Source organism: Actinophytocola sp. (assembly GCF_050699915.1).
Taxonomy (GTDB): Bacteria; Actinomycetota; Actinomycetes; order Mycobacteriales; family Pseudonocardiaceae; genus Actinophytocola.
In genome coordinates this window covers 1-20,755 of sequence record NZ_JBOHGA010000076.1, presented here as the reverse complement: position 1 = coordinate 20,755, position 20,755 = coordinate 1, and the positions used below count along the sequence as shown (strand labels likewise).

Sequence of the window (20,755 nt, the reverse complement as noted above, 5' to 3'; positions counted from 1 at the left end):
TCCTCTCGAGGTATGTCGATGTCACGAGTTGGCACGCCCACCGGCAGTTCGCCCGGACGGCACGGCACTCAGGTGCGCTGCTGAATCGCGGCACAGCGCGGACGCTAGGGAAGAGGAATGGCCAGGGCCGGGTGTTGAGATGAACAGCAGGTGAACAACGCCGGTTTGTGACTTTCGTTGCATTGAGTGACGGCGGCCGGATTCCCTACCGCTGATAGGCGACATCCGTTTCGGCGATGACGAAGCCCAATCGCTCATAAACGGCGACCGCAGGCGAATTGTCCGACTCGACATACAGGATGGTGTCGCCGAGGCCCTTTTTCCGCAGGTGATGCAGCCCGACCAGGGTCAGCGCCTTGCCCAGCCCGCCGCCCTGCGCCCCCGGATCCACACCGACGACGTACACCTCGCCGATGTCACCCGGATGCACCTTGGTCCAGTGGAACCCGACGACCGTGCCGTTTTTGACCGCGAGGAAGAAGCCCTCCGGGTCGAACCAGGTCTCACGCTCGGTGGCGATCAGCTCCTCGACGGTGAGCTGGCTCTGCTCGGGGTGCCAGTCGAACGCGCGCCCGTTGACCGCGACGGTGTCCGCCTCGTCCCGGCCGGGGACGAAGGCGCGCACGGTGACGTCGCCGGGGAGCTTCGGCTCGGGCAGCTCGATGGCGCGGTCGAGGCGCATCTTGAGCAGCTCGCGGACCCGATCGAGGCCGGCCTTCTCGGCGATGCGCGCGGCCGCGGGGTGGTCGCCGTGGGACCAGATCCGCAGCTTCGGGCCCGCCCGGTCGAGCACCGCGCCGACGAGACCGGTGCCGTACCCGCGGCCACGGTGGGCCGGGTGCACGAACACCTCGGCGACCTGGTTGCCGAAGGCGTCGCCGCCGGTGTCGAGGTGCGCGTAGCCGACCAGGTCGTCCGCGCCCTCCCGTGCCAGCAGGTGTAAGCCGCCGCGGAACTCGCGTGGCAGCGGTCCGCCCGCCTCGATCTCGGGCCGCCCGTCGGTTTCCTTGGTTGCGAGAAGCAGCGCCCGCACGTCGTCGCCGGGTTCGGGCTCCTGCCAGGTCATGTCCACGCCCACGACGCTACCGACGACGCCCGACTCGCGCCGGGAGTTGTCCACAGGGCGCGAGTTATCCACAGTCGCACCTCGGTCGGGCCATTTCGTCGGTGGTCAGCGATAGGCTGGCATCGAGGGTGGCCCCCGGAGAGGGTGGGGGATTTGCGTTTCTGGCGTTCTGCACGCGCGGGCATGTGCGGGCGCGGGCGCGCAGGTGTGTGGCCGCGCGCGTGCGCGCGGAGAATTCTGCGTGTCCGCGCCAATTCGCGCCGGAATTGCTCGGGCCTTGACGCGATTCGTCTCAGCGGCGGGCGGTGATCCCGTCGACGGGCTGGGACGCGGCCGACGGCTTCGGGGGCTGGACGAACTTGTAGCCCACGTTGCGCACCGTGCCGATCATCTGGTCGTGCTCCGTGCCGAGCTTGGCCCGCAGGCGCCGCACGTGCACGTCCACCGTGCGCGTGCCGCCGAAGAAGTCGTAGCCCCACACCTCCTGCAGCAGCTGCGCCCGCGTGAACACCCGCCCCGCGTGCTGCGCCAGGTACTTCAGGAGCTCGAACTCCTTGTACGTCAGGTCCAGCGGCCGCCCGCGCAGCCGCGCCATGTACGTCGCCTCGTCGATCACCAGCTCGCCCAGGCGCAGGGCACCGTCGGCGCCGGGCGTGCCGGCCGGGCCGCGCGAGGTCAGCAGGCGCAGCCGGGCGTCCACCTCGGCCGGGCCGGCGGTCGGCAGCAGCAGATCGTCCACCCGCCACTCGGCGTTGACGGCGACCAGGCCGCCCTCGTTCACGATCGCCACGACCGGGGCGTTGTCGCCCCCACTGGTCAACAGGCGGCACAGGCTCTTCGCCGCGGCGAGGTCGACACGCGCGTCCACGAGCACCACGTCCCGTGACCCTGCGTCGAGCAGCGCGGTCACCTCGGGCGGCTGGGTGCGCACCTGGTGGGGCAGCAACATCAGGGATGGCACGACCGAGCCCGGCGTCGGGTCCGCGGTGAGCAGCAGCAGGTCGAGGCTCATCAGGGCCCGCCTCTCTGGGTACGCTCCGTGGCTTTCCGGGAGAATAGCCGCTGTGTCCACGAAACGTCCTGGTCGTGACGCATGTGTCACACGAGTGCAGCAGTACACGGCCGACGACGTGAGACTCACGGGACTGATGTTGCGACGGAAACATTCCCGTAACGAACTGGCCGTCGTCGTCGGCCACGGGTCCACCAACCACGTGCGCAAGCCGTTCGTCGCGCGCGTCCTCCACCGGCTGGCGCGGCGACACACGGTAGTCGCGCTCGGCTTCTCCATGGGCGGCTCGGTCGCGGTCCTGCACGCGGCCACCGGCGAGCACCGGCCGGACTCCGTCGGCGCGGTCGGCGCGGCGGCCCGCTGGTGGACCCGGAACACCGACGCGACGGGCCGGCTGTTCTGGCTGGCCGAGCCGCCGCACGGGCGACTCGCCATGCGTGCGCTGCGGGTGCGCGTCGCCCCGTCCCCGATCGAGATCCCGGCGAGCCCGGTCGAGGTCGCGCACCGGATCGCACCCACCCCGTTATCGCTCGGGCACGGCGACGGGGATCATTACGTGGGCGTCGGCCACCCGCTGGCCCTGCGGCGGGCCACCGGCGGCCGCGCGGAACTGTGGCTCGAGCGCGGCATGCCGAGACCGCGATGACGCCGGCGCTGGTCGACCGGAGCGCGGCGTGGCTGGCGGCCCTGTGCGAGGACGGAACGAGCGAATCGGAGCGAACGGCGGCATGACGACCATGACGGAACACCCCGCACCCCGCACCCCGCCCAGGCGGCGACGGCGGACACGCAGGCTCGTCATCACGCTCCTCGTGGTCATCGGGCTGCTGGTCGCCGCCGACTTCGGCGCCGCCGCGGTCTTCGAGTACCAGGTGTCCAAGCGGGCCCGCGAGCAGTTCCACCTCACCGACGACCCCTCGGTCAAGGTCCAGGGCTTCTCCTTCCTGGTCCAGGCGATCTCCGGGGAGTACGGCCACGTCTCGATCGACGCGAAGGGCGTGCCGGTCCAGGACACGCTGCGCGACCTCGAGGTGCACGTCGACCTGATGGGCGTGCAGGCGCCGCTCGGCGACCTGCTGTCCGGCTCGCTGAAGCAGGTCGCGGTCGACCAGGTCGAGGGCCAGGTCCGCGTCAGGTCCTCCGACGTGGCCCGCGCGGTCCAGCGGAACGAGAACCCGCTGATCTCCTCGATCTCGAACCTCACCATCGACCCGATCAGCGAGTCGGAGGCGCTGTCCGACCCCGACGACCGGACGGACGAGGAGCAGGCCGCCGCCGAGCGCGCCGACGAACTCGAGGACGACGACGACACCAAGGCCGGCGCGAAGATCTGCGCCACCGGCGACATCGGCGGCGAGGAGACCGACTTCTGCGCCAACGGGCTGATCGAGCTCGTGGAGAACGCGAAGGCGAAGTTCACCCCGTCCCGGCTCGAGGTGAACAACAGCGTGCTCGGCTCCGGCGAGCTGCCCGAGCAGTTCGAGGCCGGCATCCTGCAGATGCTCACGGTCACCCTGGACCCCGGCGAGCTGCCCTTCACCGTCACACCCACGGCGGTGAATGTCGAACCGGGCGTACTGTCGGTCGAGGGCAAGGCCTTCGACGTCGTGCTCGGCGGGAGTGGTGGATGACAGGTGCGCTGGTGGTGATCGGCACGCTCGTGTTGGCGACCGTGCTGGGTCTCACCTTGCGCGCCCGGGGTGGCCGCGTCCGCGACGCCCGCGCCGGTGACCTGCCCGAGGACGTGCGCCGCGCGCTCGCCCCGGCCGGCGTCACGCTCGTCCAGCTGTCCACCACGTTCTGCGCACCGTGCCGGCACACCCGCGTGCTGCTGTCCGACCTGGCCGAGCGCACCGAAGGCCTGCACCACGCCGAGCTCGACGTGACCGACCGGCCCGACCTGGCTCGCGAGCTCTCCGTGCTGCGCACCCCGACCACGCTCGCGGTCGACGAGCGCGGCACCGAGCTCCTGCGCATCGGCGGTGTCCCGCGGCGACATGCACTGATCGAGGCGCTGCGCCCGCACCTCGCGACCGCCTGACCTGCGGAAATCACCAGATCGGGCCGTCTCACGAAGTGGACGCACCTCCCAGGAGGAGAGAGCCGCCGGTAATGTGCTGGACGTGTACACCTTGCTGACCAGGCGTCGCGCGGTCGACTACTGCCGCGTCGACTCGAGTCTGTGTCTGGCAACTGACTGACGGGCGGACTGCCTCTCTCGGCCTCCACCCGTGCTGGTTCTCCCGCTGCCCAGCCCCCAGTCAGGAGGTCGTCCATGTCCGCCCAGCCACCCGTCGATCCCCGAGGCCCGCGGTTCGCCGCCTGGGTCACCACGGTCGTCCTCGCGGGCGTGCTGGTGACCTCGTGGTGGCCGCTGCTCGCCGCGCAGGCGGTCGTGTTCGCGATCGGCGCCTTCGCCGGTCTGCGCGTCGCGCCGTACTCGCTGGTCTACAAGCGCCTGGTCGCGCCGCGGCTGGCGCCGACCGGGGAGCGCGAGGACCAGGCCCCGCTGCGCTTCGCCCAGGCTGTCGGCTTCGGGTTCGCCGTCGTCGGCACCCTCGGCTACGCCCTCGGCGTGCCGGGTCTCGGCGTGGTGGCGACCGCGTTCGCGCTGGCCGCGGCGTTCCTCAACGCCGCGTTCGCGTTCTGCCTCGGCTGCGAGACCTACCTGTTGATCCGCCGATTCAACCCAACGAAGGAGAGAGCGCTCCGATGAGCCGCGAAGACGTGTTGGTCACGGCCGAGTGGGCCGAAGAGAACCTCGGGACCGCCGGGGTGGTGTTCGTCGAGGTGGACGAGGACACGTCCGCGTACGACGGCGGACACATTCCCGGTGCGGTCCGGCTCGACTGGAGGACGGAGCTGCAGGACCCGGTGCGCCGCGACTTCGTGGACCAGGCCGGCTTCGAGAAGCTGCTGTCCGCCAAGGGAATCAGCAACGCCGACAAGGTGGTCCTGTACGGCGGCAACAACAACTGGTTCGCCGCGTACGCCTACTGGTACTTCAAGCTGTACGGCCACGACGCGGTGCAGCTGCTCGACGGCGGCCGCAAGAAATGGGAGCTCGACGGCCGCCCGCTGTCGACCGACGCGGTGACCCGCGAGGAGACCAGCTACTCCGCCAAGGAGCAGGACACCTCGATCCGCGCCTTCCGCGACGAGGTCGTCGTAGCCATCAACGCCAAGAACCTCGTCGACGTCCGCTCGCCCGACGAGTTCGCCGGCAAGCTGCTCGCGCCCGCTCACCTGCCGCAGGAGCAGGCGCAGCGCGCCGGCCACATCCCGTCGGCGATCAACGTGCCGTGGAGCAAGGCGGCGAACGAGGACGGGACGTTCAAGTCCGCCGACGAGCTGCGCGAGCTGTACAAGGAGGCCGGGATCGACGAGTCCAGGGCCACCATCGCGTACTGCCGCATCGGTGAGCGCAGCTCGCACACCTGGTTCGCGTTGCACGAGCTGCTCGGCTACTCGGACGTGAAGAACTACGACGGGTCCTGGACGGAGTACGGCTCGCTGGTCGGCGTGCCCGTCGAGATCGGCCCCGGCGCCCACTGACCCCCTCCAGGAGGAGACGACATGAGTGACGGATGCGCGGCGCCGGAGCAGACCGCGGAGCTGCCGGCGGGCATCGATCTCGCGAAGGAGATCGTGCTCGGCGGGAAGGTGACCGCGGACGGCGCGCCGCTCGGCGGGGCGTACGTGCGGCTGCTGGACTCGAGCGGCGAGTTCACCGCGGAGGTCGTGTCCTCAAAGGACGGTGACTTCCGGTTCTTCGCGGCGCCGGGCCGGTGGACCGTGCGCGCCCTGCATCGCAGCGGCAACGGCGAGACGAGCGTGACCGCCGACGGTCCCGGGCTGCACCCGGTCGCCGTGGCGGTCGGCTGACCTTTCACCAGGACGCGGGACGGCCATGCGGTTCGGCCGTCCCGCGTTCGCATATCCTCGCCGGGTGGAACTGCTCTGGACCTCCCTGTTGATCGTCGCGGCGCTCGCCGGTACCGGTTGTCTTCTGCTGCTGGCGCGCCGGCTACTCGCCGTCGAGGTGGACTCGTGACCGAGGAGAACCCGGTTCCGGGCAGCGGCGACGCGGCGCTGCGAGCGGCGGCCGAGCGGGCGGCCACGACGCGGGAACGGAACCTGCCGCGGTGGGAGGACTTGCCGATCCCGAACGACACCGCGAACCTGCGAGACGGTGCCGATCTTCACGACGCGTTGCTGCCCCTGCTGCCGCTGATCGGCGTGTGGCGCGGCGAGGGCGAGGTCGTGTATCCGACGATCGAGTCGAAGCACTTCGGCCAGCAGATCACGTTCGCCCATGACGGCCGGCCGTTCGCGTTCTACGAGTCCCGCGCGTGGCTGCTGGACGCCGATGGTCACGTCATCCGCCCGGCGGCGCGCGAGGTCGGTTGGTGGCGCCCGCAGCCCGACGAGACGATCGAGATGCTGCTGGCACACGCGACGGGGATCGTGGAGATCTTCTACGGCGAGCCGCGCACCCAGACCTCGTGGGAACTGGCGACGGACGTGACGATGCGAACGTCCTCGGCGAAGGACGTCTCGGGGGCGAAGCGCCTGTACGGCCTGGTCAACAACGGAGACCTGGCCTACGTGGAGGAACGCGCCATGATGGGCCAGCCCCTGCAGCCGCACACGTCCGCGTACCTACGCCGCATCGCCGGCTGACTTCTCCGGGCGACTCTGCGGCTGACTTCTTCGGGCGAATGGTCCACTCGCCCGGGCAAGTTGTCCACAAGCCGCCACGACCAGCCGTTTCGTCAGACCCCACCGGTAGAATTGGAACCGGGGCCGCCCCCGGAGAGGGTGGGGGCTGCCATCCAGAGGGGTCTCTGAGCGGTCTGGTTCGTGGCGCTGTGTCCGACTTCGCGGGGGCGCTGCTCGCCGTGGGCGTCAGGCGTACTCGGACTCGTAGAGGGCGTTGAGCTCCGTGTGCAGGGCGGTCACGTCCGGGAGCTTCACGCCGTCCAGCGTGTTCACTCGGGTGATCTTGCGGACGCTCGACGCCAGGAACAGGCCGTCCGCCTCCGGCAGCTCCGCCAGCGTCAGCGGCTCCACCTTCGTCACCCAGCCCGCCTGCTCCGCCGCCCGGAACAGGGCGCCCTGCGTCGTCCCGCGCAGAATGCCGCTCGACGGCGGGGTCGTGCGCAGCGTGTGGCCCTGCGCGATGATCACGTTCGACGTCGGGCCCTCCAGCACCGAGCCGTCCGCCGCGAGGAAGATCGCCTCCTCGGCGTCGTTCGCCTCCGCGTACCGCAGCGCCGCCATGTTCACCGCGTACGACAACGACTTCGCGCCCAGCAGCAGCCACGGCGCCCGCGCCACGATCTCCGGGTCGTACCCGCGGTCGAGGGTCACCGCACGCACCCCGGTCACCCGGTTGCGCAGCGTCTTCTCCCCGATCGGCAGGCCCATCGCGAACCCGGTCGGCGTGCCGTCACCGAACTCCGGACCCCGCGTGTACACGAGCTTCAGCGCCATCTCGCCCGGCTCGCGCCACGCGCCAAGCACGACGTCCACGCACCGCTCCCAGGCCGCCCGGTCCGGCGCCGGCAGCTCCAGCATCGCCGCCGAGCGCGCGAGCCGGTCGAGGTGCGGCCCGAGCTCGCGCGGCTTGCCGTCCACGACAAGCACAGTCTCGAAGATCCCGTCGCCGCGCATCAGACCCAGGTCGTCCACCCGGATGTGCGCCGCCTCGGGGTCGGCCAACGTTCCGTCCAGCATCGCGAGCACCCGCATGAGGCGAAGCCTACTCAGCCGCGCGCCTACGATTCATGACGTGACGCGCAACCTCGAGATGGAGCGGGACCAGCTCCGGGAGACGCTGCACCGCCGCGGCATGCGCATGACCCCGCAGCGCCAGCTCGTCCTCGACGCCCTCCTCGAGCTCGAGCACGCCACCCCCGAGCAGGTCCACCAGCGGGTCCAGGTCAGCACTCCGACGGTCAACATCACCACGATCTACCGCACCCTCGAGCTGCTGGAGAGCCTCGGCCTCGTCCGGCACACCCACCTCGGCCACGGCGCGCCCAACTACTCCGTTCACGAACACCGGCACGTCCACCTCGTCTGCCATCACTGCGGCAACGTCATCGAGGCGCCCTGCGAAGAGATGGAGGAGCTGCGCGGAACACTGCGCGCCCGCTACGGGTTCGCACTGGATGTCAGCCATCTCGCACTGTCCGGCACCTGCCGGAACTGCCTCGGGGAGACCTCGTGACACTCGATCTGCCGGGCGCCGTGCCGCCCCCCGACGGCTCACTGGACCAGGGCGTGGCGTGGCACTACGGCGACCCCTTCGCCGAGCAGCGGGCCGCCGCGCGCACGGCCGCGATCGTCGACCGGTCGCACCGGGAGCTGATCGCGGTCACCGGCGAGGAGCGGTTGTCCTGGCTGCACCTCGTGATCTCCCAGCACGTCAGCGCGCTGCCGGCGGACACCGGCACCGAGGCGCTCGTGCTCGACAGTCTGGGCCGGGTCGACGCGCACATGGTCCTCGCCTACGCCGGCGACACCGTCTGGCTCGACACCGAACCTGGGGCGACGGCGACCGGCGCGCGCGGCGGCAAGGTCCCGCTGTTGGAGTACCTCGAGTCGATGGTGTTCTGGTCCAAGGTGACCCCGCGGGACGCGACGGCCGAGCGCGCGGTCCTCTCGCTCGTCGGGCCGAACACGCCCGACCTGCTGACCACCGCCGGACTGCCGCTCCCCGAAGGCGCCTACGCCGTGGCAACGGGCTCGGACGTGCTCGTCCGGCGGATGCCCTGGCCCGGCGCCGTCGCCGTGGACCTGCTGGTGCCGCGCGCGGAGAAGGCGCAGTGGTGGACGCGGCTCACCGAGGCCGGCGCCCGGCCGATGGGCTCGTGGGGGTTCGACGCGCTGCGGGTCGAGTCCGTGCGGGCCCGGCTCGGCGTGGACACCGACGACCGCACGATCCCGCACGAGGTCGGCTGGGTGCACGTCGCCGCGCACGTGGCGAAGGGCTGCTACCGCGGGCAGGAGACGGTGTCGAAGGTGCACAACGTGGGCCGGCCGCCGCGCCGGATGCTGCTGCTGCACCTGGACGGCTCGCCGGAGGTGCTGCCGGAGACCGGCGACCCGGTCGTGCTCGGCGAGCGGACCGTGGGGCGGGTCGGGTCGGTGGCGCGCCACCATGAGCTCGGACCGATCGCGCTCGCGCTGGTGAAGTACTCCGTGCCGCTCGACGCGGAGCTGCTCGTCGGCGTCGATGACCGGGTCGTGCAGGCGGCTCCCGACCCCGACTCCGTGCCCGAGGCGACGCCCGGGCTGGGTCGCGAGGCTGCTCGGCGGCTGCGCGGCTGACTAGCATCGGGGCCCATGACAGGGACCCTGATCACCGTCGCCCCGACGGGCGCCGAGCACGCGAAGCCGGACGTGCCGAACCTGCCGGTCACGCTCGAGGAGCTGGTCGCCGAGGCGAAGGCCTGCGAGGCGGCGGGCGCGGCGATGATCCACGTGCACATCCGCGGCGCGGACGCCAAGCCGACGCTCGACCTGCGGCGGCTCGAGGAGACGGTGGCGGCGCTGCGCGCGGAGACGAACCTCGTGGTCCAGCTGTCGACCGGCGGTGCGGTGACCGACCCGGAGGCCGACCGCCTGCGTGTGCTCGACGCGATGCCCGACTCGGCCTCCTGCACGATGGGCACGGTCAACTTCGGCGACGACGTGTTCATGAACCGCTGGGAGTTCATCGTCGAGCTGCACGGACGGATGCGCGAGCGGCGGATCGTGCCGGAGTACGAGATCTTCGACCTCGGCCAGCTCGCGACCCTGCATCGGCTGCTGGACCAGCACGGCCTGCCGGCGGGCGAGCACGTGCACGTCGACCTGGTGATGGGCGTGCCGGGCGGCATGCCGGGCGACCCGGAGACGCTGGTCGCGGCGCTGCGGGCGATCCCGGCCGGGGCGACGTTCTCCGCGACCGGGATCGGGCGGACGTCGTTGCCGGTCATGCTGGCGTCGCTGTCCGCGGGCGGGCACCTGCGGGTCGGCATGGAGGACACGGTGTCGTTCGCGCGCGGGCAGCGGGTGCGGGACAACGCGCAGCTGGTGGCGCGGGCGGCGGAGTTCGCGTCGCTGGCGCAGCGCCCGCCCCTGTCGGTGGACGAGGTACGGCCGCTACTGGGCGTTGCGCAAAGCAACTGACACCTACCGGGTTGGCGGCGGACCCCTGTGTACCGGAGGATGGGGCCGTGATCGAAGTCCGACCAGGTGGCCGCAGGCGAATCGACCGGGTGCTCGCGCCGGACTATGTCGCCGACCTGAAGCAGCTGGAGCTGGCCGAGGTACGCGCGCGACGCGACGACGCCGCGCAGGAGGAGACGGACCTGTCGTACCTGCGCCGGCTGCTGCACGCGCGGATCGACATCGTGCGGGCGGAGCAGAAGCGGCGCGCGGAGGGCGGCTCGAGCTCGGTGGTCGAGCGGCTGGTCGAGATCCTGTCGGACAACGCGGTCGGCCAGGCGCCCGTAGGGTCCGGTCGGCATCAGCCGCTGGAGCCGTCGCGGGCGGAGGCACACCGCCGGCACGTCGAGGCGCTGGTGTCGGACGCCGATCTGTCGGACGTGAGCTCGCTGCCGGCGGAGCGGCTGGACCTGGCCTTGCGGACGTACGTGGCGGAGGAGGCGTCGGTGTCCCAGCGCCGCCGCGAGGTGCAGCGGGTCGTGGACCTGCTGAACGACGAGATCGGCGGCCGCTACCGCGCGGGCAGCGCCTCCGTGGACAAGCTGCTGGCCGCCGAACGCGGCGAGGACCCGCCGGACTGACGCGCCACTCGCGCCTCTGAGTTATCCACAGGCCCCCGCCGAGCAGCCATTCCGTCAGTGATCCTCGGTAGACTGGCGTGAGGGGTGCCCCCGGAGAGGGTGGGGGCTTTCGGGAGTCTGGTTCTGCACGCGCGTGTGCGCGCGGGGGTAGTTGGCTGGGCGCGGACTGAGCAGGCCGGACTGGCGGAGTCGGCGTGTTGGGCACGACAGCAGCGAGCCGGATCTGCATCGACGAACTTGCGCGCACGGTCGGCTGCACCCGACATCGCCACGCCTGGCGCGGCCAGGAATCGAGCAGCGCCAACGGATCCGGCGAAACCCGGCGGCGGAAAGGCCGGCGCCGCGAGCCACCGGCGGCGGTCCACGGAGCGGCGGCTAGTTGAAGCGCTCCCGGACGGCGAGGTCGCCCCAGAAGTCGCGTAGGCGTTCGAAGCGGGTGGCTATCTCTTCGACGTCCTCGCGTTCCAGCGCGTCCACGATCGCGTTCACGTCCGCCGCCGAGGTGTCGGCCACCAGCTCCTCGTCGTCCAGGAGCTGAACCAGGCCGCCGTAGTCCAGCTCCACCGCGGAGTGCGGATGGAAGTGCTCGAGCCACCGCCCGGTGTCCTCCAGCACCTTCGTCGGGCCCTGGTCTCCCAGCACCCGCTCCGCCAGCGAGTGCGCCTTCGCCACCCGGCGGCGGGCGTCGGACATCGCCACGCGCCAGCACACGTGGCGGCGGGCGTCGGCGCGGGTCGCGACCACCATGTGCCGCTGCGCGGGGTCCACCAAGGTGAACCACGGCAACGGCACCGTCCACGTCGTCGACACGATGTGCACCGCCCCGCCCGGCAGGCCCGACAGCACCGTCGCCGCCTTCTCCCGCACCGCGTCGAGCGACGCGGTGAGCGCGACGTCCCGTACCGCCGGGTGCGCCGACGTCAGGAAACCCACCAGGGCCGCCGCCGCTCGCGCCCGCACGTCCAGCGGGCACACCAGCGGGCCGGGACCGACGGTCGCCTGGTCGACGGGGACCTCGACCGGGTCGAGGACGAGGACGTCACGCAGTGCCCGCGGCGACGGGTCGCCGTTCGCGAGCTCTCCGGGCAGCAGAGTCGGCGGCTGGGACAGCTGTGATCTGAGCCACATGTCCCGCTCACGCTCGCCCGCGGCCGCGTAGTCCATGTGCCCCAGCTCGAGACCCTCCCGCAGGCGCTTCGCCACCTGGTCCTCGAACGCGGACAGCGGTTCGTACACCCTGAGGTAGGCCACGAACGGTCGGGACACGGGGGCATCGTGTCACGGACGGCCGGACGGGCCGTCGCGGGGCGAAAGGCGATCATGAAAACGAGGCGCCGAATGACGCCGTGCCCCTTCGCGCTGAACCCCGTCGGCACGGTACGGTAGTTGGTAGGAACCATATGTCGAGATTTGCGGGGCCGCCGATTCCCCCGGCCGCCCCGTCACTGTGCGAGGGGGTCGAGCCATGGGGCGCGGCCGGGCGAAGGCTAAGCAGACCAAGGTAGCCCGAGAGCTCAAATACAGCACTCAACACACCGATTTCGAGGCTCTGCAACGAGAGCTGTCGAGCCAGCCGCCGTCAAGCGGCAACGGTGAGGACCCTTTCGACGAGGACGACTACACGGACGACAACTACCGTCGTTGATCGTCCGGTTCAGGGACGGCCCAGGTAGCGCACCTGGTCCGTCTTCGCCTTGTCGAGGGTCCGACGGGCGTCGGTGACTGCCGGGTACTCCGAGTGCTCCGGCACACCGACCTCCCACCACGCCCCCGCGTCCGTCCACGATGACGGGTGCGTGTGGATCACCACGACGGCCACGCGGCCGGCTCGCGCGTGCTCGCGCGCCTGCCGGTAGGCCGACCGCAGGTCCCCGAGGTCCGGTACGGACAGCACGGCACAGCCGAGCGCCGCCGCGTGCGAGGCGAAGTCCACTCGGGGCGGTTGCGCCTGCAGCGAACGCGCGTCGGCGTACATGTTGTTGAACCCCGGTGCGCCGTTGCCGCGCTGTAGCCGGTCGATCACCGCGTACCCGTCGTTGTCGCACACGACCGCGACGAACCCGTGCCCGGCGAACGCCGCGGAGAACAGCTCGGAGTTCAGCATCAGGTACGAGCCGTCCCCGAGCAGCGTGGTGACCACACCGGACCGCGGTGCCGCCGACACAGCCATCGCCGCACCCCACGCGCCGGCGATCTCGTAGCCCATGCACGAGAACCCGTACTCGACGTCCATCCCGGACTCGGGGCCGCCGGCCGAGCGCCAGCCGCCGATCAGCTCGCCGGGCAGCCCGCCGGACGCGGTCATCACGTAGTCGGCCGCGTCGCTCTCCTCGTTCACCACGCCGACCACCTGCGCGTAGGTCGGCAGCCCCGCGCCTGGTGACCGCAGTCCGTCGACGTAGGAGTCCCAGCGGGACCGCTCGGCGGCGGCCCGCTCCGTCCACGACGCCGACACCCGCCACCTGTCGAGCAGGCCGGCGAGCTCGCCGAGCGCCTCGTCGGCGTCCGCGACCAACGCGAGCGCGCCGTGCTTGACGGCGTCGAACCGCGCGGCGTTGATCGTCACGAGCCGCACGTCCGGCGCGAAGACCGACCACGACGCCGTGGTGAAGTCCTGCAGCCGGGTACCGACGGCGAGCACGAGATCGGCCGACGCGGCGAGCGCGTTCGCCGACGCCGAGCCGGTGATGCCGAGCGGTCCCGCGTGCAGCGGGTGGTCGTGGCGAACCAGCGTGCGGCCGGCGGTGGTCTCGACGATCGGCACGCCGTGTCGCTCGGCCAGCGCGAGCGCGCTGTGTGTGGCGCCGGAGTACCGAACGCCGCCGCCGAGCACGAGCAGCGGCCGGTGCGACGCGGCCACGGCGTCCGCGACGAGGCCCAGCGCGTGCCGGTCCGACCGCGGCCGCGGCACGCGGTGCACGACCGTCGCGAACAGCGACTCGGGGAAGTCGAACGCCTCCGCCTGCACGTCCTGCGGCAGCGCGAGCGTGACCGGCCCGCACTCGGCCGGGTCGGTGAGCACCCGCGCGACCTGCGGCAGCGTCGCGACCAGCTGCTCGGGCCGGACGATCCTGTCGAAGTAGCGGCTGACCGCCCGGAACGCGTCGTTGACCGTGGCCGTCGCGTCGCCGAAGTGCTCGACCTGCTGCAGCACCGGGTCCGGCGCGCGGTTGACGAACGTGTCGCCGGGCAGCAGGAGCAGCGGCAGCCGGTTGGCGTGCGCGACGCCGGCCGCGGTGACCATGTTCAGCGCGCCCGGCCCGATCGACGACGTGGCGACGCCGACCTGGCGGCGGTGGGTGGCCTTCGCGAAACCCACCGCCGCCAGCGCCATGCCCTGCTCGTTGTGACCGCGCCACACCGGAAGGTCCGCCTCCGACAGCGCCGTCCCGAGCCCGAGCACGTTGCCGTGCCCGAAGATCGCGAACACGCCGGGGAACAGCGGCACCTCGGTCCCGTCCAGCAGCACGCCGCGTTGCGCGCCGAGCCAGCGGACCAGTGCCTGCGCGGTCGTCAACCTCATGGAGAGGCAACCTCCCGCAGCTCGTGCTGCAGGGCCTCCAGCTCCGCGCCGCCGGCCATCTGGCGGGTCAGCTCCTCGACGGTGATCTCCGACTTCTCCGACGAGCCGAGGCTGCGGCCGCGCTTGAGGATCAGGAACCGGTTGCCGACCGGGTAGGCGTGGTGCGGGTTGTGCGTGATCAGCACGACGCCGAGCCCCCGGTCGCGGGCCTGTGCCACGTAGCGCAGCACCACGCCGGACTGCTTGACGCCCAGCGCCGCGGTCGGCTCGTCCAGGATCAGCACCTTGGCGCCGAAGTAGACCGCCCGCGCGATCGCCACGCACTGCCGCTCGCCGCCGGACAGCGTGCCCACCGGCTGCTCGACGTCGCGCAGGTCGATGCCCATGTCGGCCAGCGCCGTGCGCGCGGTCTCCTTGGCCTTGCGGCGGTCCAGCCGCTGCAGCGGCCCGGCGCCGAGCGTCGGCTCGGAACCGAGGAAGAAGTTGCGCCACACGCTCATCAGCGGCACCACGGCCAGGTCCTGGTAGACCGTCGCGATGCCGTGGTCGAGCGCCTGCCGCGGCGAGGACAGCCGCACGCCCGCGCCGCCCACCAGGAACCGCCCGGCATCGTGCTGGTGCACGCCCGCGAGGATCTTGATCAGCGTGGACTTGCCGGCGCCGTTGTCACCCAGCACGCAGGTGACCTCGCCCGGGTTGACCACAGTGGACACCTCGCGCAACGCGATCACGCTGCCGTAGTTCTTGCCGATGTCCTGGACCTCGATCAGGGGTGTCTGTGCTTCGGTCATCGCCGGACCCTTTCCGCTCGCCGCCGGAACGTGTTGTTCACCAGCACCGCGCCCAGCAGCATGACGCCGAGGAAGAGCATGAACCAGTCGCTGTTCCAGTTCGCGAACACGATGCCCTGGCGGGCCATGCCGAAGATCAGTGCGCCGATCGCGGCCCCGATCGCCGAGCCGAACCCGCCGGTGAGCAGGCAGCCGCCGATCACCGCCGCGATGATGAACTGGAACTCCAGCCCGATGCCCTGGTTGGCCTGCACGGTCGTGAACCGCAGGATGTTGATCGACCCCACCAGCCACCCGGCCAGCGCGGTCCCCATGAACAGCAGGATCTTCGTGCGTGCCACCGGCACGCCGACCGCCCGCGCACTCGGCGCCGCGCCGCCCACCGCGAAGATCCAGTTGCCGAACTTCGTCCGCATCAGCAGCCACGCGGCGACCGCGGTGAAGCCCAGCCACCACACGATGGAGATCTGGAACGGCGTGTCCCCGACGGCGACCGTGGACGCGAACACGAACCCGGCCGACTCGTAGCCGTCCGCGCCGCGCATCCCCGCGACCTGCACCGAGTCGGTGATCAGCCGGGTGACGCCCAGGTTCAGGCCCTGCAGCGCCAGGAACGTGCCTAGCGTGACGATGAAGCTCGGCAGCCCGGTGCGCACCACGAGCCAGCCGTTCAGCGCGCCCACTCCGAGCGCGAACACCAGCGACAGCAGCAGCGCGAGCCACACGTTCAGCCCCACCTGCGTCGCGAAGATCGCCGTGACCAGCGCCGTCGACGCGGTCATCACGCCGGCCGACAGGTCGAACTCGCCGCCGATCATCAGCATCGCCACGGCGACCGCCATGATCCCGAGCGTCGCCGAGTCGTCGAGCCAGGTCGCGACCCCGCCCATGGTCAGGAACTTGTCGGCGACGATCGAGAAGAAGACGAACACCACCAGCGCGCCGAGCATCGAGCCGATCTCCGGCCGCACCACCAGCCGGTTCACCAGCGACGAGGAGGACAGCCGTTCGTCGACCGCCGCGGGTTCCGTTGTCGTCACAGTCATGTCGGGCTCCTCAGCGCGTGCCGCGTTCGGTGTACGGACGCACCAGGTCCGCATTGGACTCGTCGACGAACCCCGGGCCGGTGAGCACGGACTGCCCGCCGCCCAGCGTGTTGCCGTTCTGCCGGTACAGCTTCAGCATCATGATCGGCAGGTAGCCCTGCTGGTACTGCTGCTGGTCCACGGCGAACAGGACGCTGCCGTCGCGGACCGCGTCGACCACGTCGGTGTTCAGGTCGAACGTGGCGATCTGCGCGTCCGAGCCGGCGCCCTGCGCGGCGGTGACCGCGCGGTCGGCCACCTGCGAGGACAGCGTCAGCACCGCGTCCACGTCGGGGTTGGTCTGCAGCGCGCCCTTGATCCGGGCCTCGATGTCGGTCGGGTTGCTGATGTCGACCTGCAGGTTCTCCACCTCGCCGCCAAAGCCCTCGCGGGCGCCGTCGCACCGCTCGTTCAGCCCGGAGTTGCCGGCCTCGTGGATGACGCAGAGCATCTTCTTCTTGCCGGCCTCGGCGAACCGCTCGCCCGCGGCCTGCCCGGCGATCTTCTCGTCCTGGCCGACGTGGGCGATCGCGCCGAACTCCTTGCTCTGGGTGGCGCCGGAGTTGATCGTGACGACCGGGATGCCGGCGGCCACCGCCGCCTCGATCGACTCCTTCAGCGCGTCCGGGTTCGCCATCGACACGACGAGCCCGGTCTTGCCCTGCGCGACCGCGTTGTCGATGAGCTTGGCCTGCGCGCCCGGGTCGCCGTTGGCGACGTAGGTGACGCCGACGCCGAGCTCGCGGCTGGCCGCCTCGGCGCCGTTCTTCACCACGCTCCAGAACGCGTCGCCCTCGGTGCCGTGGGTGATCACCGCGAACTCGAGCGGCGCGTCGGGGTCGAACTCGCCGGCACCGCCCCCTCCTCCGCCCGGGGCGGTCTCGGACTCGGCGGACGGCCCGGTGCACGCGGCGAGCACCATCGCCAGCGCCGCCAGGGCGGCGGCCAGGAGCGGCGGTGTTCGTCGCCCTCGAGTAGACATCCTTGTCACTCCTTAGTGGACGGACTGCAGGAAGGCCAGGCTGCGCGCGGCAGCCCGCCGCGGCAGTAGGTCGGCGCCGGCGTTGTCGGCACCGTCGTGCTCGGCGAGCGCGGTGTCCTGCTCGAGGACGTACCAGCCGGCGTAGTCGTTGTCCCGCAACAGTTTCAGCAGCTCGGGCAGGTCGACGTCGCCGTCGCCGAGCGGCACGTAGACCCCGCGCGCGACCGCCTCGGTGTAGCCGGTGCGCCCATCGCGCACCTGGTCGGCGAGGTCGGCGCGGACGTCCTTGAGGTGCACGTGGCCGACCCGGTCCGGGTGGGCGCGCACGAGCTCGACGGGGTCGACGCCACCGATCAGCAGATGGCCGGTGTCGATGCAGAGCGGAAGGTCGGAGTCGGCGAGGAACCGCCCGACCTCGGCGCTGGTCTCGACGTGGGTGCCGACGTGCGGGTGCAGGACGGTGCGCAGCCCGGCCCGGGCGGCGCAGTCGCGGACCAGCTCGGCGGTCTCGATCAGCGTCCGCCACTCGTCCGGCGTCAGCGCGGGACGTTCGTCGTAGCCGTCGAGCCCGGTGGCCGCCGCGAGCACGAGGACGTCCGCCCCGCCGGCGGCGAGCAGCTCCGCGCTCCGCGCCGCCGCGTCCACCGTGGCCTGCCTGCTGGCCGGGTCGTGCAGCGGGACGGCGAGGAACCCGCCGACCAGGCCGAGCCCGTGCCCGGCGAGCAACTCGCACAGCGGTCCGGGTTCGGTCGGCAGGTAGCCGGGCGGGCCGAGCTCGGTGGCCGTGATGCCCAGCGCGGCCATCTCGGCCAGCACCGTCGCGGGGTCGAGCACCCGGCCCCAGCCGGGCACCTCGCAGACGCCCCAAGAGATGGGCGCGGCGGCGATCCTCATGAGGCGCCTTCCAGTCGGACCGGCTCTCCCGTGCGCCGCGAACGCTCGCAGGCCTCGGCGAGCCGGAGGCTGACCAGGCTGTCGCGGGCGGGCGACGGGTTCTCCGCGCGGCCGGCGACCACGTCGGTGAACACCCGCATCTCGTTGAGGTAGGCGCGCCGGAACCGCTCCGGGAAGCCGGGGTAGGCGTCCGGCCCGGCCTGCGGCCCGTCGGGTTCGAGGGAGGTCAGCGGGGTGCGCGGGTCGAGCCCGACGGCCACGGAGTTCTTGCCGCCCAGCACCTCGATGCGGTGGTCGTAGCCGAGCGGGTCGTGCCGGCCGCCGGCGAGGACCGCGTGCGCGCCGCCGGCGAAGCGCAGCAGCGCCACGGCGTTGTCGACGTCGTCGGCGTCGGCGAATGCGCGGTCGACGAGGACGGAGCCGGACGCGTAGACCTCGGTGACCGGTTCGCCGACGAGCCACGGGATCGCGTCGAGGTCGTGGATGAGCAGGTCGCGGAAGATGCCGCCGGAGGAGGGCAGGTAGCCGAGGTCGGGCGGGTTGGCGTCGAAGCCGGTGGCGCGGACGTGGTAGATCGGGCCGAGCTCGCCGGTCGCGATCCGGCGGCGCAGCTCGACGACCGCGGGGTCGAAGCGGCGCTGGAAGCCGACCAGGACGGGAGTGCCGCCCTTTTCGATCTCGTCGACCAGGCGGGTCATCTCGGCGAGGTCGGCCGCGATCGGCTTCTCGCAGAGCACGGGCGTGTCGGCGGCGAGGCAGGCGCGGACGAGGGCCGGGTGGGTGTCGGTCGGGGTGGCGACGAGGACGCCGTCGGCCTGCTCGATCAGCCCGGCCGCGGTGTCCGTCGGCCGGGCCTTGTCCAGCGTGGCCGCGGCCGTGGCGGCGCGGCCGTCGATCGGGTCGTAGAGCAGCACCGCGTCGACCGCCGGCAGCGAGGCGAGGTGCGCCGCGTGCATGGTCCCGATCCGGCCGACCCCGGCGACGCCGATGCGCATGGCTGGCTTCCGTCCGTCGTTAGAGCGCTCTAACGCCTCCATCCTGTAATGTCCGTCACACGGGTGTCAAGGGAGCGTGGGCCTTGGGGCGACCGACGATCGAGGACGTGGCCACGCGGGCCGGCGTTTCCCGCGCGCTGGTCTCGCTGGTCATGCGGGGTTCGCCGAAGGTGAGCGAGGCGCGGCGGGCGGCCGTGTTGAAGGCGGCCGACGAGCTGGGTTATTCGCCGCACGCGATGGCCAGGTCGCTGGCTTCGCGGACGTCGCACGTGCTGGGCGTGATGGTGTCGGACCTGCACAACCCGTTCTGGGCCGAGGTGGTCGACGGGCTCGACGCGTACGCGCGGGAGGCGGGCTTCGAGCTGGTGTTCAACACCGGCGGACGACGGCCGTCGCGGGAGCGCCAGGCGCTGACCGGGCTGCTGTCGTTCCGGCCGGCCGGTCTCGCGCTGCTGGGCCCGGTCGTGCCGGCGGGCGCGATCGCCGCCGCCGCCGCGCACACTCCGGTGGTCCTGGTCTCCCGCTCGTCCCGCCAGTCCACAGTGGACACGGTGAACGACGACGGCCAGGCCGGCTCGGGGATGGCCGTGGACCACCTGGTGTCGCTCGGCCACCGCGAGATAGTCCACATCGACGGCGGCGGCGGTTCACAGGCGGCGCCGCGCCGGACGGGCTACGTCAACGCGATGCGCCGCCACGGCCTGGCGCCACGTGTCGTTCGCGGCGAGTACACGGAGGCCGCGGGCGCGTCGGCCATCCGGTCGCTGCTCGAGGACCCGCCCACCGCGGTGATCGCCGCGAACGACCTCAACGCGGTCGGCGCGATCTCGGCCCTGGAAGCGGCGGGCCTGTCCGTGCCGGCGGAGGTGTCGGTGGTGGGCTACGACAACACCTGGCTCGCGGCACTGCGCCACGTCTCCCTGACCACGATCGACCAGCCCCGAGTGGAGATGGGCCGCCTGGCCGCGGAAGCCCTGGTACTACGCGTCCGCGGCGACCACACAACCCCGGCCCGCCACCTGCTCCGCCCGAGCCTGGTCATCCGCGGCACCACCGCGCCCGCACGCTGACTGTCCACACCCGGCAACCTTGTCCACAAGTCGATCTTGAAACCCCGGATCGTCAGGGTCCACCGGTAGACTGGATGACGGGGTGCCCCCGGAGAGGGTGGGGGCGTTTCGTTTCTGGCTTTCTGCACGCGCGCGCGTGCGCGCGGGTCGTCACGCACGCGCGGCTCGTACGACTTGGGCCGGCCACGGTTCGCTGCGGTAATTCGCGGGCTTGCGTTGCTACTCTGGCTTCGGGCGTGCGCCTGCCCGCCCGTGACCGACCTTCGAGTCGGCGCGGGTCGACGGCTGCGCTCTCGAGGGTCCAACCCGAGAGGCAGCCCATGTTGCGAGACCACTTTCACCAGTACGGCTTCGTCCGGCTCGAGCGCACCTTCGCCGACGCCGCACCGGTTCTGGCCGACGTCCTCTGGGCGGAGCTGCGTCGCCGGCACGGGATCGTGCGAGAAGACCGCGACACCTGGACGGTGGCGGAGCCGCGCCGCCTCGGGCCCGCCGTACGCCGGCGGGCACCCGCGCTCGCCACCCCGGCCGTGCGC

At 71.8% G+C, this 20,755-nt stretch carries 24 protein-coding genes; 14 read left to right on the top strand and 10 right to left on the bottom strand.

Translation table 11 applies throughout. From position 1 onward, the window contains the following. Positions 1-205 precede the first annotated feature (205 nt). Complete coding sequence (mshD, locus tag ACRDSK_RS15895) at positions 206-1,066, bottom strand: mycothiol synthase (protein WP_431441726.1); 861 nt, start codon at positions 1,064-1,066, stop codon at positions 206-208. 292 nt (positions 1,067-1,358) lie between these two features. Beyond that, complete coding sequence (locus ACRDSK_RS15890; protein WP_431441710.1) at positions 1,359-2,078, bottom strand: winged helix-turn-helix transcriptional regulator; 720 nt, start codon at positions 2,076-2,078, stop codon at positions 1,359-1,361. 136 nt (positions 2,079-2,214) lie between these two features. Here ACRDSK_RS15890 and ACRDSK_RS15885 point away from each other — a divergent pair, with 136 nt between their 5' ends. The 7 genes from ACRDSK_RS15885 to ACRDSK_RS15855 all read left to right on the top strand — a co-directional run bounded on the left by ACRDSK_RS15885 (position 2,215) and on the right by ACRDSK_RS15855 (position 6,761). Beyond that, positions 2,215-2,724, top strand: coding sequence for a hypothetical protein (locus ACRDSK_RS15885; RefSeq protein ID WP_431441708.1), 510 nt, complete (start codon positions 2,215-2,217; stop codon positions 2,722-2,724). Between the two features lie 82 nt (positions 2,725-2,806). Then, complete coding sequence (locus ACRDSK_RS15880; protein ID WP_431441707.1) at positions 2,807-3,709, top strand: LmeA family phospholipid-binding protein; 903 nt, start codon at positions 2,807-2,809, stop codon at positions 3,707-3,709. After that, the gene (locus tag ACRDSK_RS15875; protein ID WP_431441705.1) at positions 3,706-4,119 is read left to right on the top strand and encodes a TlpA family protein disulfide reductase; all 414 of its coding nucleotides are present in this window, start codon (positions 3,706-3,708) and stop codon (positions 4,117-4,119) included. The genes ACRDSK_RS15880 and ACRDSK_RS15875 overlap by 4 nt, the downstream gene beginning before the upstream one ends. A 234-nt stretch (positions 4,120-4,353) precedes the next feature. Then, the gene (locus tag ACRDSK_RS15870) at positions 4,354-4,794 is read left to right on the top strand and encodes a DUF4395 domain-containing protein (protein WP_431441704.1); all 441 of its coding nucleotides are present in this window, start codon (positions 4,354-4,356) and stop codon (positions 4,792-4,794) included. Beyond that, positions 4,791-5,633: a sulfurtransferase gene (locus ACRDSK_RS15865; protein WP_431441702.1), complete on the top strand. Its 843-nt coding sequence runs from the start codon at positions 4,791-4,793 to the stop codon at positions 5,631-5,633. Before ACRDSK_RS15870 ends, ACRDSK_RS15865 begins: the two co-directional genes overlap by 4 nt. Before the next feature lie 21 nt (positions 5,634-5,654). Continuing rightward, positions 5,655-5,963: a DUF1416 domain-containing protein gene (locus tag ACRDSK_RS15860; protein WP_431441700.1), complete on the top strand. Its 309-nt coding sequence runs from the start codon at positions 5,655-5,657 to the stop codon at positions 5,961-5,963. Positions 5,964-6,128: 165 nt separating this feature from the next. Then, a complete protein-coding gene (locus ACRDSK_RS15855) occupies positions 6,129-6,761 on the top strand; it encodes an FABP family protein (RefSeq protein WP_431441698.1) in 633 nt (210 codons plus the stop codon). A 225-nt stretch (positions 6,762-6,986) separates the two neighbouring features. Here ACRDSK_RS15855 and ACRDSK_RS15850 read toward each other — a convergent pair whose 3' ends face one another. Continuing rightward, on the bottom strand, positions 6,987-7,832 hold the full coding sequence (locus ACRDSK_RS15850) for an aminodeoxychorismate lyase (RefSeq protein WP_431441697.1): 846 nt from the start codon (positions 7,830-7,832) through the stop codon (positions 6,987-6,989). A 58-nt stretch (positions 7,833-7,890) separates the two neighbouring features. Here ACRDSK_RS15850 and ACRDSK_RS15845 point away from each other — a divergent pair, with 58 nt between their 5' ends. Genes ACRDSK_RS15845 through ACRDSK_RS15830 form a run of 4 tightly spaced genes read left to right on the top strand, consistent with a single transcriptional unit; the run spans position 7,891 to position 10,879 of the window. Then, a complete protein-coding gene (locus tag ACRDSK_RS15845) occupies positions 7,891-8,313 on the top strand; it encodes a Fur family transcriptional regulator (RefSeq protein ID WP_431441724.1) in 423 nt (140 codons plus the stop codon). Beyond that, the gene (locus tag ACRDSK_RS15840) at positions 8,310-9,416 is read left to right on the top strand and encodes a YgfZ/GcvT domain-containing protein (protein WP_431441695.1); all 1,107 of its coding nucleotides are present in this window, start codon (positions 8,310-8,312) and stop codon (positions 9,414-9,416) included. The genes ACRDSK_RS15845 and ACRDSK_RS15840 overlap by 4 nt, the downstream gene beginning before the upstream one ends. Positions 9,417-9,431: 15 nt before the next feature. After that, positions 9,432-10,259, top strand: a complete 828-nt coding sequence (locus tag ACRDSK_RS15835; protein ID WP_431441693.1) for a 3-keto-5-aminohexanoate cleavage protein — start codon at positions 9,432-9,434, stop codon at positions 10,257-10,259. Positions 10,260-10,306: 47 nt separating this feature from the next. Further along, on the top strand, positions 10,307-10,879 hold the full coding sequence (locus tag ACRDSK_RS15830; RefSeq protein ID WP_431441691.1) for an aerial mycelium formation protein: 573 nt from the start codon (positions 10,307-10,309) through the stop codon (positions 10,877-10,879). Between the two features lie 375 nt (positions 10,880-11,254). Here ACRDSK_RS15830 and ACRDSK_RS15825 read toward each other — a convergent pair whose 3' ends face one another. Continuing rightward, a complete protein-coding gene (locus tag ACRDSK_RS15825; protein WP_431441690.1) occupies positions 11,255-12,145 on the bottom strand; it encodes a hypothetical protein in 891 nt (296 codons plus the stop codon). A 199-nt stretch (positions 12,146-12,344) separates the two neighbouring features. On the opposite strand from ACRDSK_RS15825, the gene ACRDSK_RS15820 reads away from it, so the two are divergent. Then, positions 12,345-12,524, top strand: coding sequence for a DUF3073 domain-containing protein (locus ACRDSK_RS15820; RefSeq protein WP_431441688.1), 180 nt, complete (start codon positions 12,345-12,347; stop codon positions 12,522-12,524). A gap of 9 nt (positions 12,525-12,533) precedes the next feature. Here the strand turns inward: ACRDSK_RS15820 and iolD are convergent, their stop codons facing one another. From iolD to ACRDSK_RS15790, 6 genes are read right to left on the bottom strand one after another with little or no spacing between them, the layout of a single operon-like run. Beyond that, the gene (iolD, locus tag ACRDSK_RS15815) at positions 12,534-14,402 is read right to left on the bottom strand and encodes a 3D-(3,5/4)-trihydroxycyclohexane-1,2-dione acylhydrolase (decyclizing) (RefSeq protein WP_431441686.1); all 1,869 of its coding nucleotides are present in this window, start codon (positions 14,400-14,402) and stop codon (positions 12,534-12,536) included. Continuing rightward, positions 14,399-15,193, bottom strand: a complete 795-nt coding sequence (locus tag ACRDSK_RS15810; RefSeq protein ID WP_431441684.1) for an ATP-binding cassette domain-containing protein — start codon at positions 15,191-15,193, stop codon at positions 14,399-14,401. The genes iolD and ACRDSK_RS15810 overlap by 4 nt, the downstream gene beginning before the upstream one ends. After that, positions 15,190-16,239, bottom strand: a complete 1,050-nt coding sequence (locus ACRDSK_RS15805; protein WP_431441683.1) for an ABC transporter permease — start codon at positions 16,237-16,239, stop codon at positions 15,190-15,192. Before ACRDSK_RS15805 ends, ACRDSK_RS15810 begins: the two co-directional genes overlap by 4 nt. A 10-nt stretch (positions 16,240-16,249) precedes the next feature. Continuing rightward, positions 16,250-17,260 (bottom strand): sugar ABC transporter substrate-binding protein, encoded by a 1,011-nt coding sequence (locus tag ACRDSK_RS15800; protein WP_431441681.1) that lies wholly within the window; start codon positions 17,258-17,260, stop codon positions 16,250-16,252. A gap of 12 nt (positions 17,261-17,272) precedes the next feature. Then, the gene (locus ACRDSK_RS15795) at positions 17,273-18,154 is read right to left on the bottom strand and encodes a TIM barrel protein (RefSeq protein ID WP_431441680.1); all 882 of its coding nucleotides are present in this window, start codon (positions 18,152-18,154) and stop codon (positions 17,273-17,275) included. Further along, positions 18,151-19,149 (bottom strand): Gfo/Idh/MocA family protein, encoded by a 999-nt coding sequence (locus ACRDSK_RS15790; protein WP_431441678.1) that lies wholly within the window; start codon positions 19,147-19,149, stop codon positions 18,151-18,153. The genes ACRDSK_RS15795 and ACRDSK_RS15790 overlap by 4 nt, the downstream gene beginning before the upstream one ends. Positions 19,150-19,232: 83 nt before the next feature. On the opposite strand from ACRDSK_RS15790, the gene ACRDSK_RS15785 reads away from it, so the two are divergent. Together ACRDSK_RS15785 and ACRDSK_RS15780 are read left to right on the top strand one after the other, a co-directional pair. Beyond that, positions 19,233-20,219, top strand: coding sequence for a LacI family DNA-binding transcriptional regulator (locus tag ACRDSK_RS15785; RefSeq protein WP_431441676.1), 987 nt, complete (start codon positions 19,233-19,235; stop codon positions 20,217-20,219). Positions 20,220-20,539: 320 nt separating this feature from the next. Beyond that, positions 20,540-20,755 (top strand): hypothetical protein (locus tag ACRDSK_RS15780; RefSeq protein ID WP_431441674.1); only part of this gene is annotated, 216 nt, incomplete at its 3' end.

Excerpts from the sequence above, each read along its gene's own strand:
- ACRDSK_RS15890 (WP_431441710.1), bottom strand. The coding sequence starts at position 2,078 with ATGAGCCTCGACCTGCTGCTGCTCACCGCGGACCCGACGCCGGGCTCG.
- iolD (WP_431441686.1), bottom strand. The coding sequence starts at position 14,402 with ATGAGGTTGACGACCGCGCAGGCACTGGTCCGCTGGCTCGGCGCGCAA.
- ACRDSK_RS15885 (WP_431441708.1), top strand. The coding sequence starts at position 2,215 with ATGTTGCGACGGAAACATTCCCGTAACGAACTGGCCGTCGTCGTCGGC.
- ACRDSK_RS15870 (WP_431441704.1), top strand. The coding sequence starts at position 4,354 with ATGTCCGCCCAGCCACCCGTCGATCCCCGAGGCCCGCGGTTCGCCGCC.
- ACRDSK_RS15835 (WP_431441693.1), top strand. The coding sequence starts at position 9,432 with ATGACAGGGACCCTGATCACCGTCGCCCCGACGGGCGCCGAGCACGCG.
- ACRDSK_RS15850 (WP_431441697.1), bottom strand. The coding sequence starts at position 7,832 with ATGCGGGTGCTCGCGATGCTGGACGGAACGTTGGCCGACCCCGAGGCG.
- mshD (WP_431441726.1), bottom strand. The coding sequence starts at position 1,066 with ATGACCTGGCAGGAGCCCGAACCCGGCGACGACGTGCGGGCGCTGCTT.
- ACRDSK_RS15795 (WP_431441680.1), bottom strand. The coding sequence starts at position 18,154 with ATGAGGATCGCCGCCGCGCCCATCTCTTGGGGCGTCTGCGAGGTGCCC.
- ACRDSK_RS15880 (WP_431441707.1), top strand. The coding sequence starts at position 2,807 with ATGACGACCATGACGGAACACCCCGCACCCCGCACCCCGCCCAGGCGG.
- ACRDSK_RS15790 (WP_431441678.1), bottom strand. The coding sequence starts at position 19,149 with ATGCGCATCGGCGTCGCCGGGGTCGGCCGGATCGGGACCATGCACGCG.
- ACRDSK_RS15860 (WP_431441700.1), top strand. The coding sequence starts at position 5,655 with ATGAGTGACGGATGCGCGGCGCCGGAGCAGACCGCGGAGCTGCCGGCG.
- ACRDSK_RS15865 (WP_431441702.1), top strand. The coding sequence starts at position 4,791 with ATGAGCCGCGAAGACGTGTTGGTCACGGCCGAGTGGGCCGAAGAGAAC.
- ACRDSK_RS15875 (WP_431441705.1), top strand. The coding sequence starts at position 3,706 with ATGACAGGTGCGCTGGTGGTGATCGGCACGCTCGTGTTGGCGACCGTG.
- ACRDSK_RS15810 (WP_431441684.1), bottom strand. The coding sequence starts at position 15,193 with ATGACCGAAGCACAGACACCCCTGATCGAGGTCCAGGACATCGGCAAG.
- ACRDSK_RS15800 (WP_431441681.1), bottom strand. The coding sequence starts at position 17,260 with ATGTCTACTCGAGGGCGACGAACACCGCCGCTCCTGGCCGCCGCCCTG.
- ACRDSK_RS15820 (WP_431441688.1), top strand. The coding sequence starts at position 12,345 with ATGGGGCGCGGCCGGGCGAAGGCTAAGCAGACCAAGGTAGCCCGAGAG.
- ACRDSK_RS15845 (WP_431441724.1), top strand. The coding sequence starts at position 7,891 with ATGGAGCGGGACCAGCTCCGGGAGACGCTGCACCGCCGCGGCATGCGC.
- ACRDSK_RS15805 (WP_431441683.1), bottom strand. The coding sequence starts at position 16,239 with ATGACTGTGACGACAACGGAACCCGCGGCGGTCGACGAACGGCTGTCC.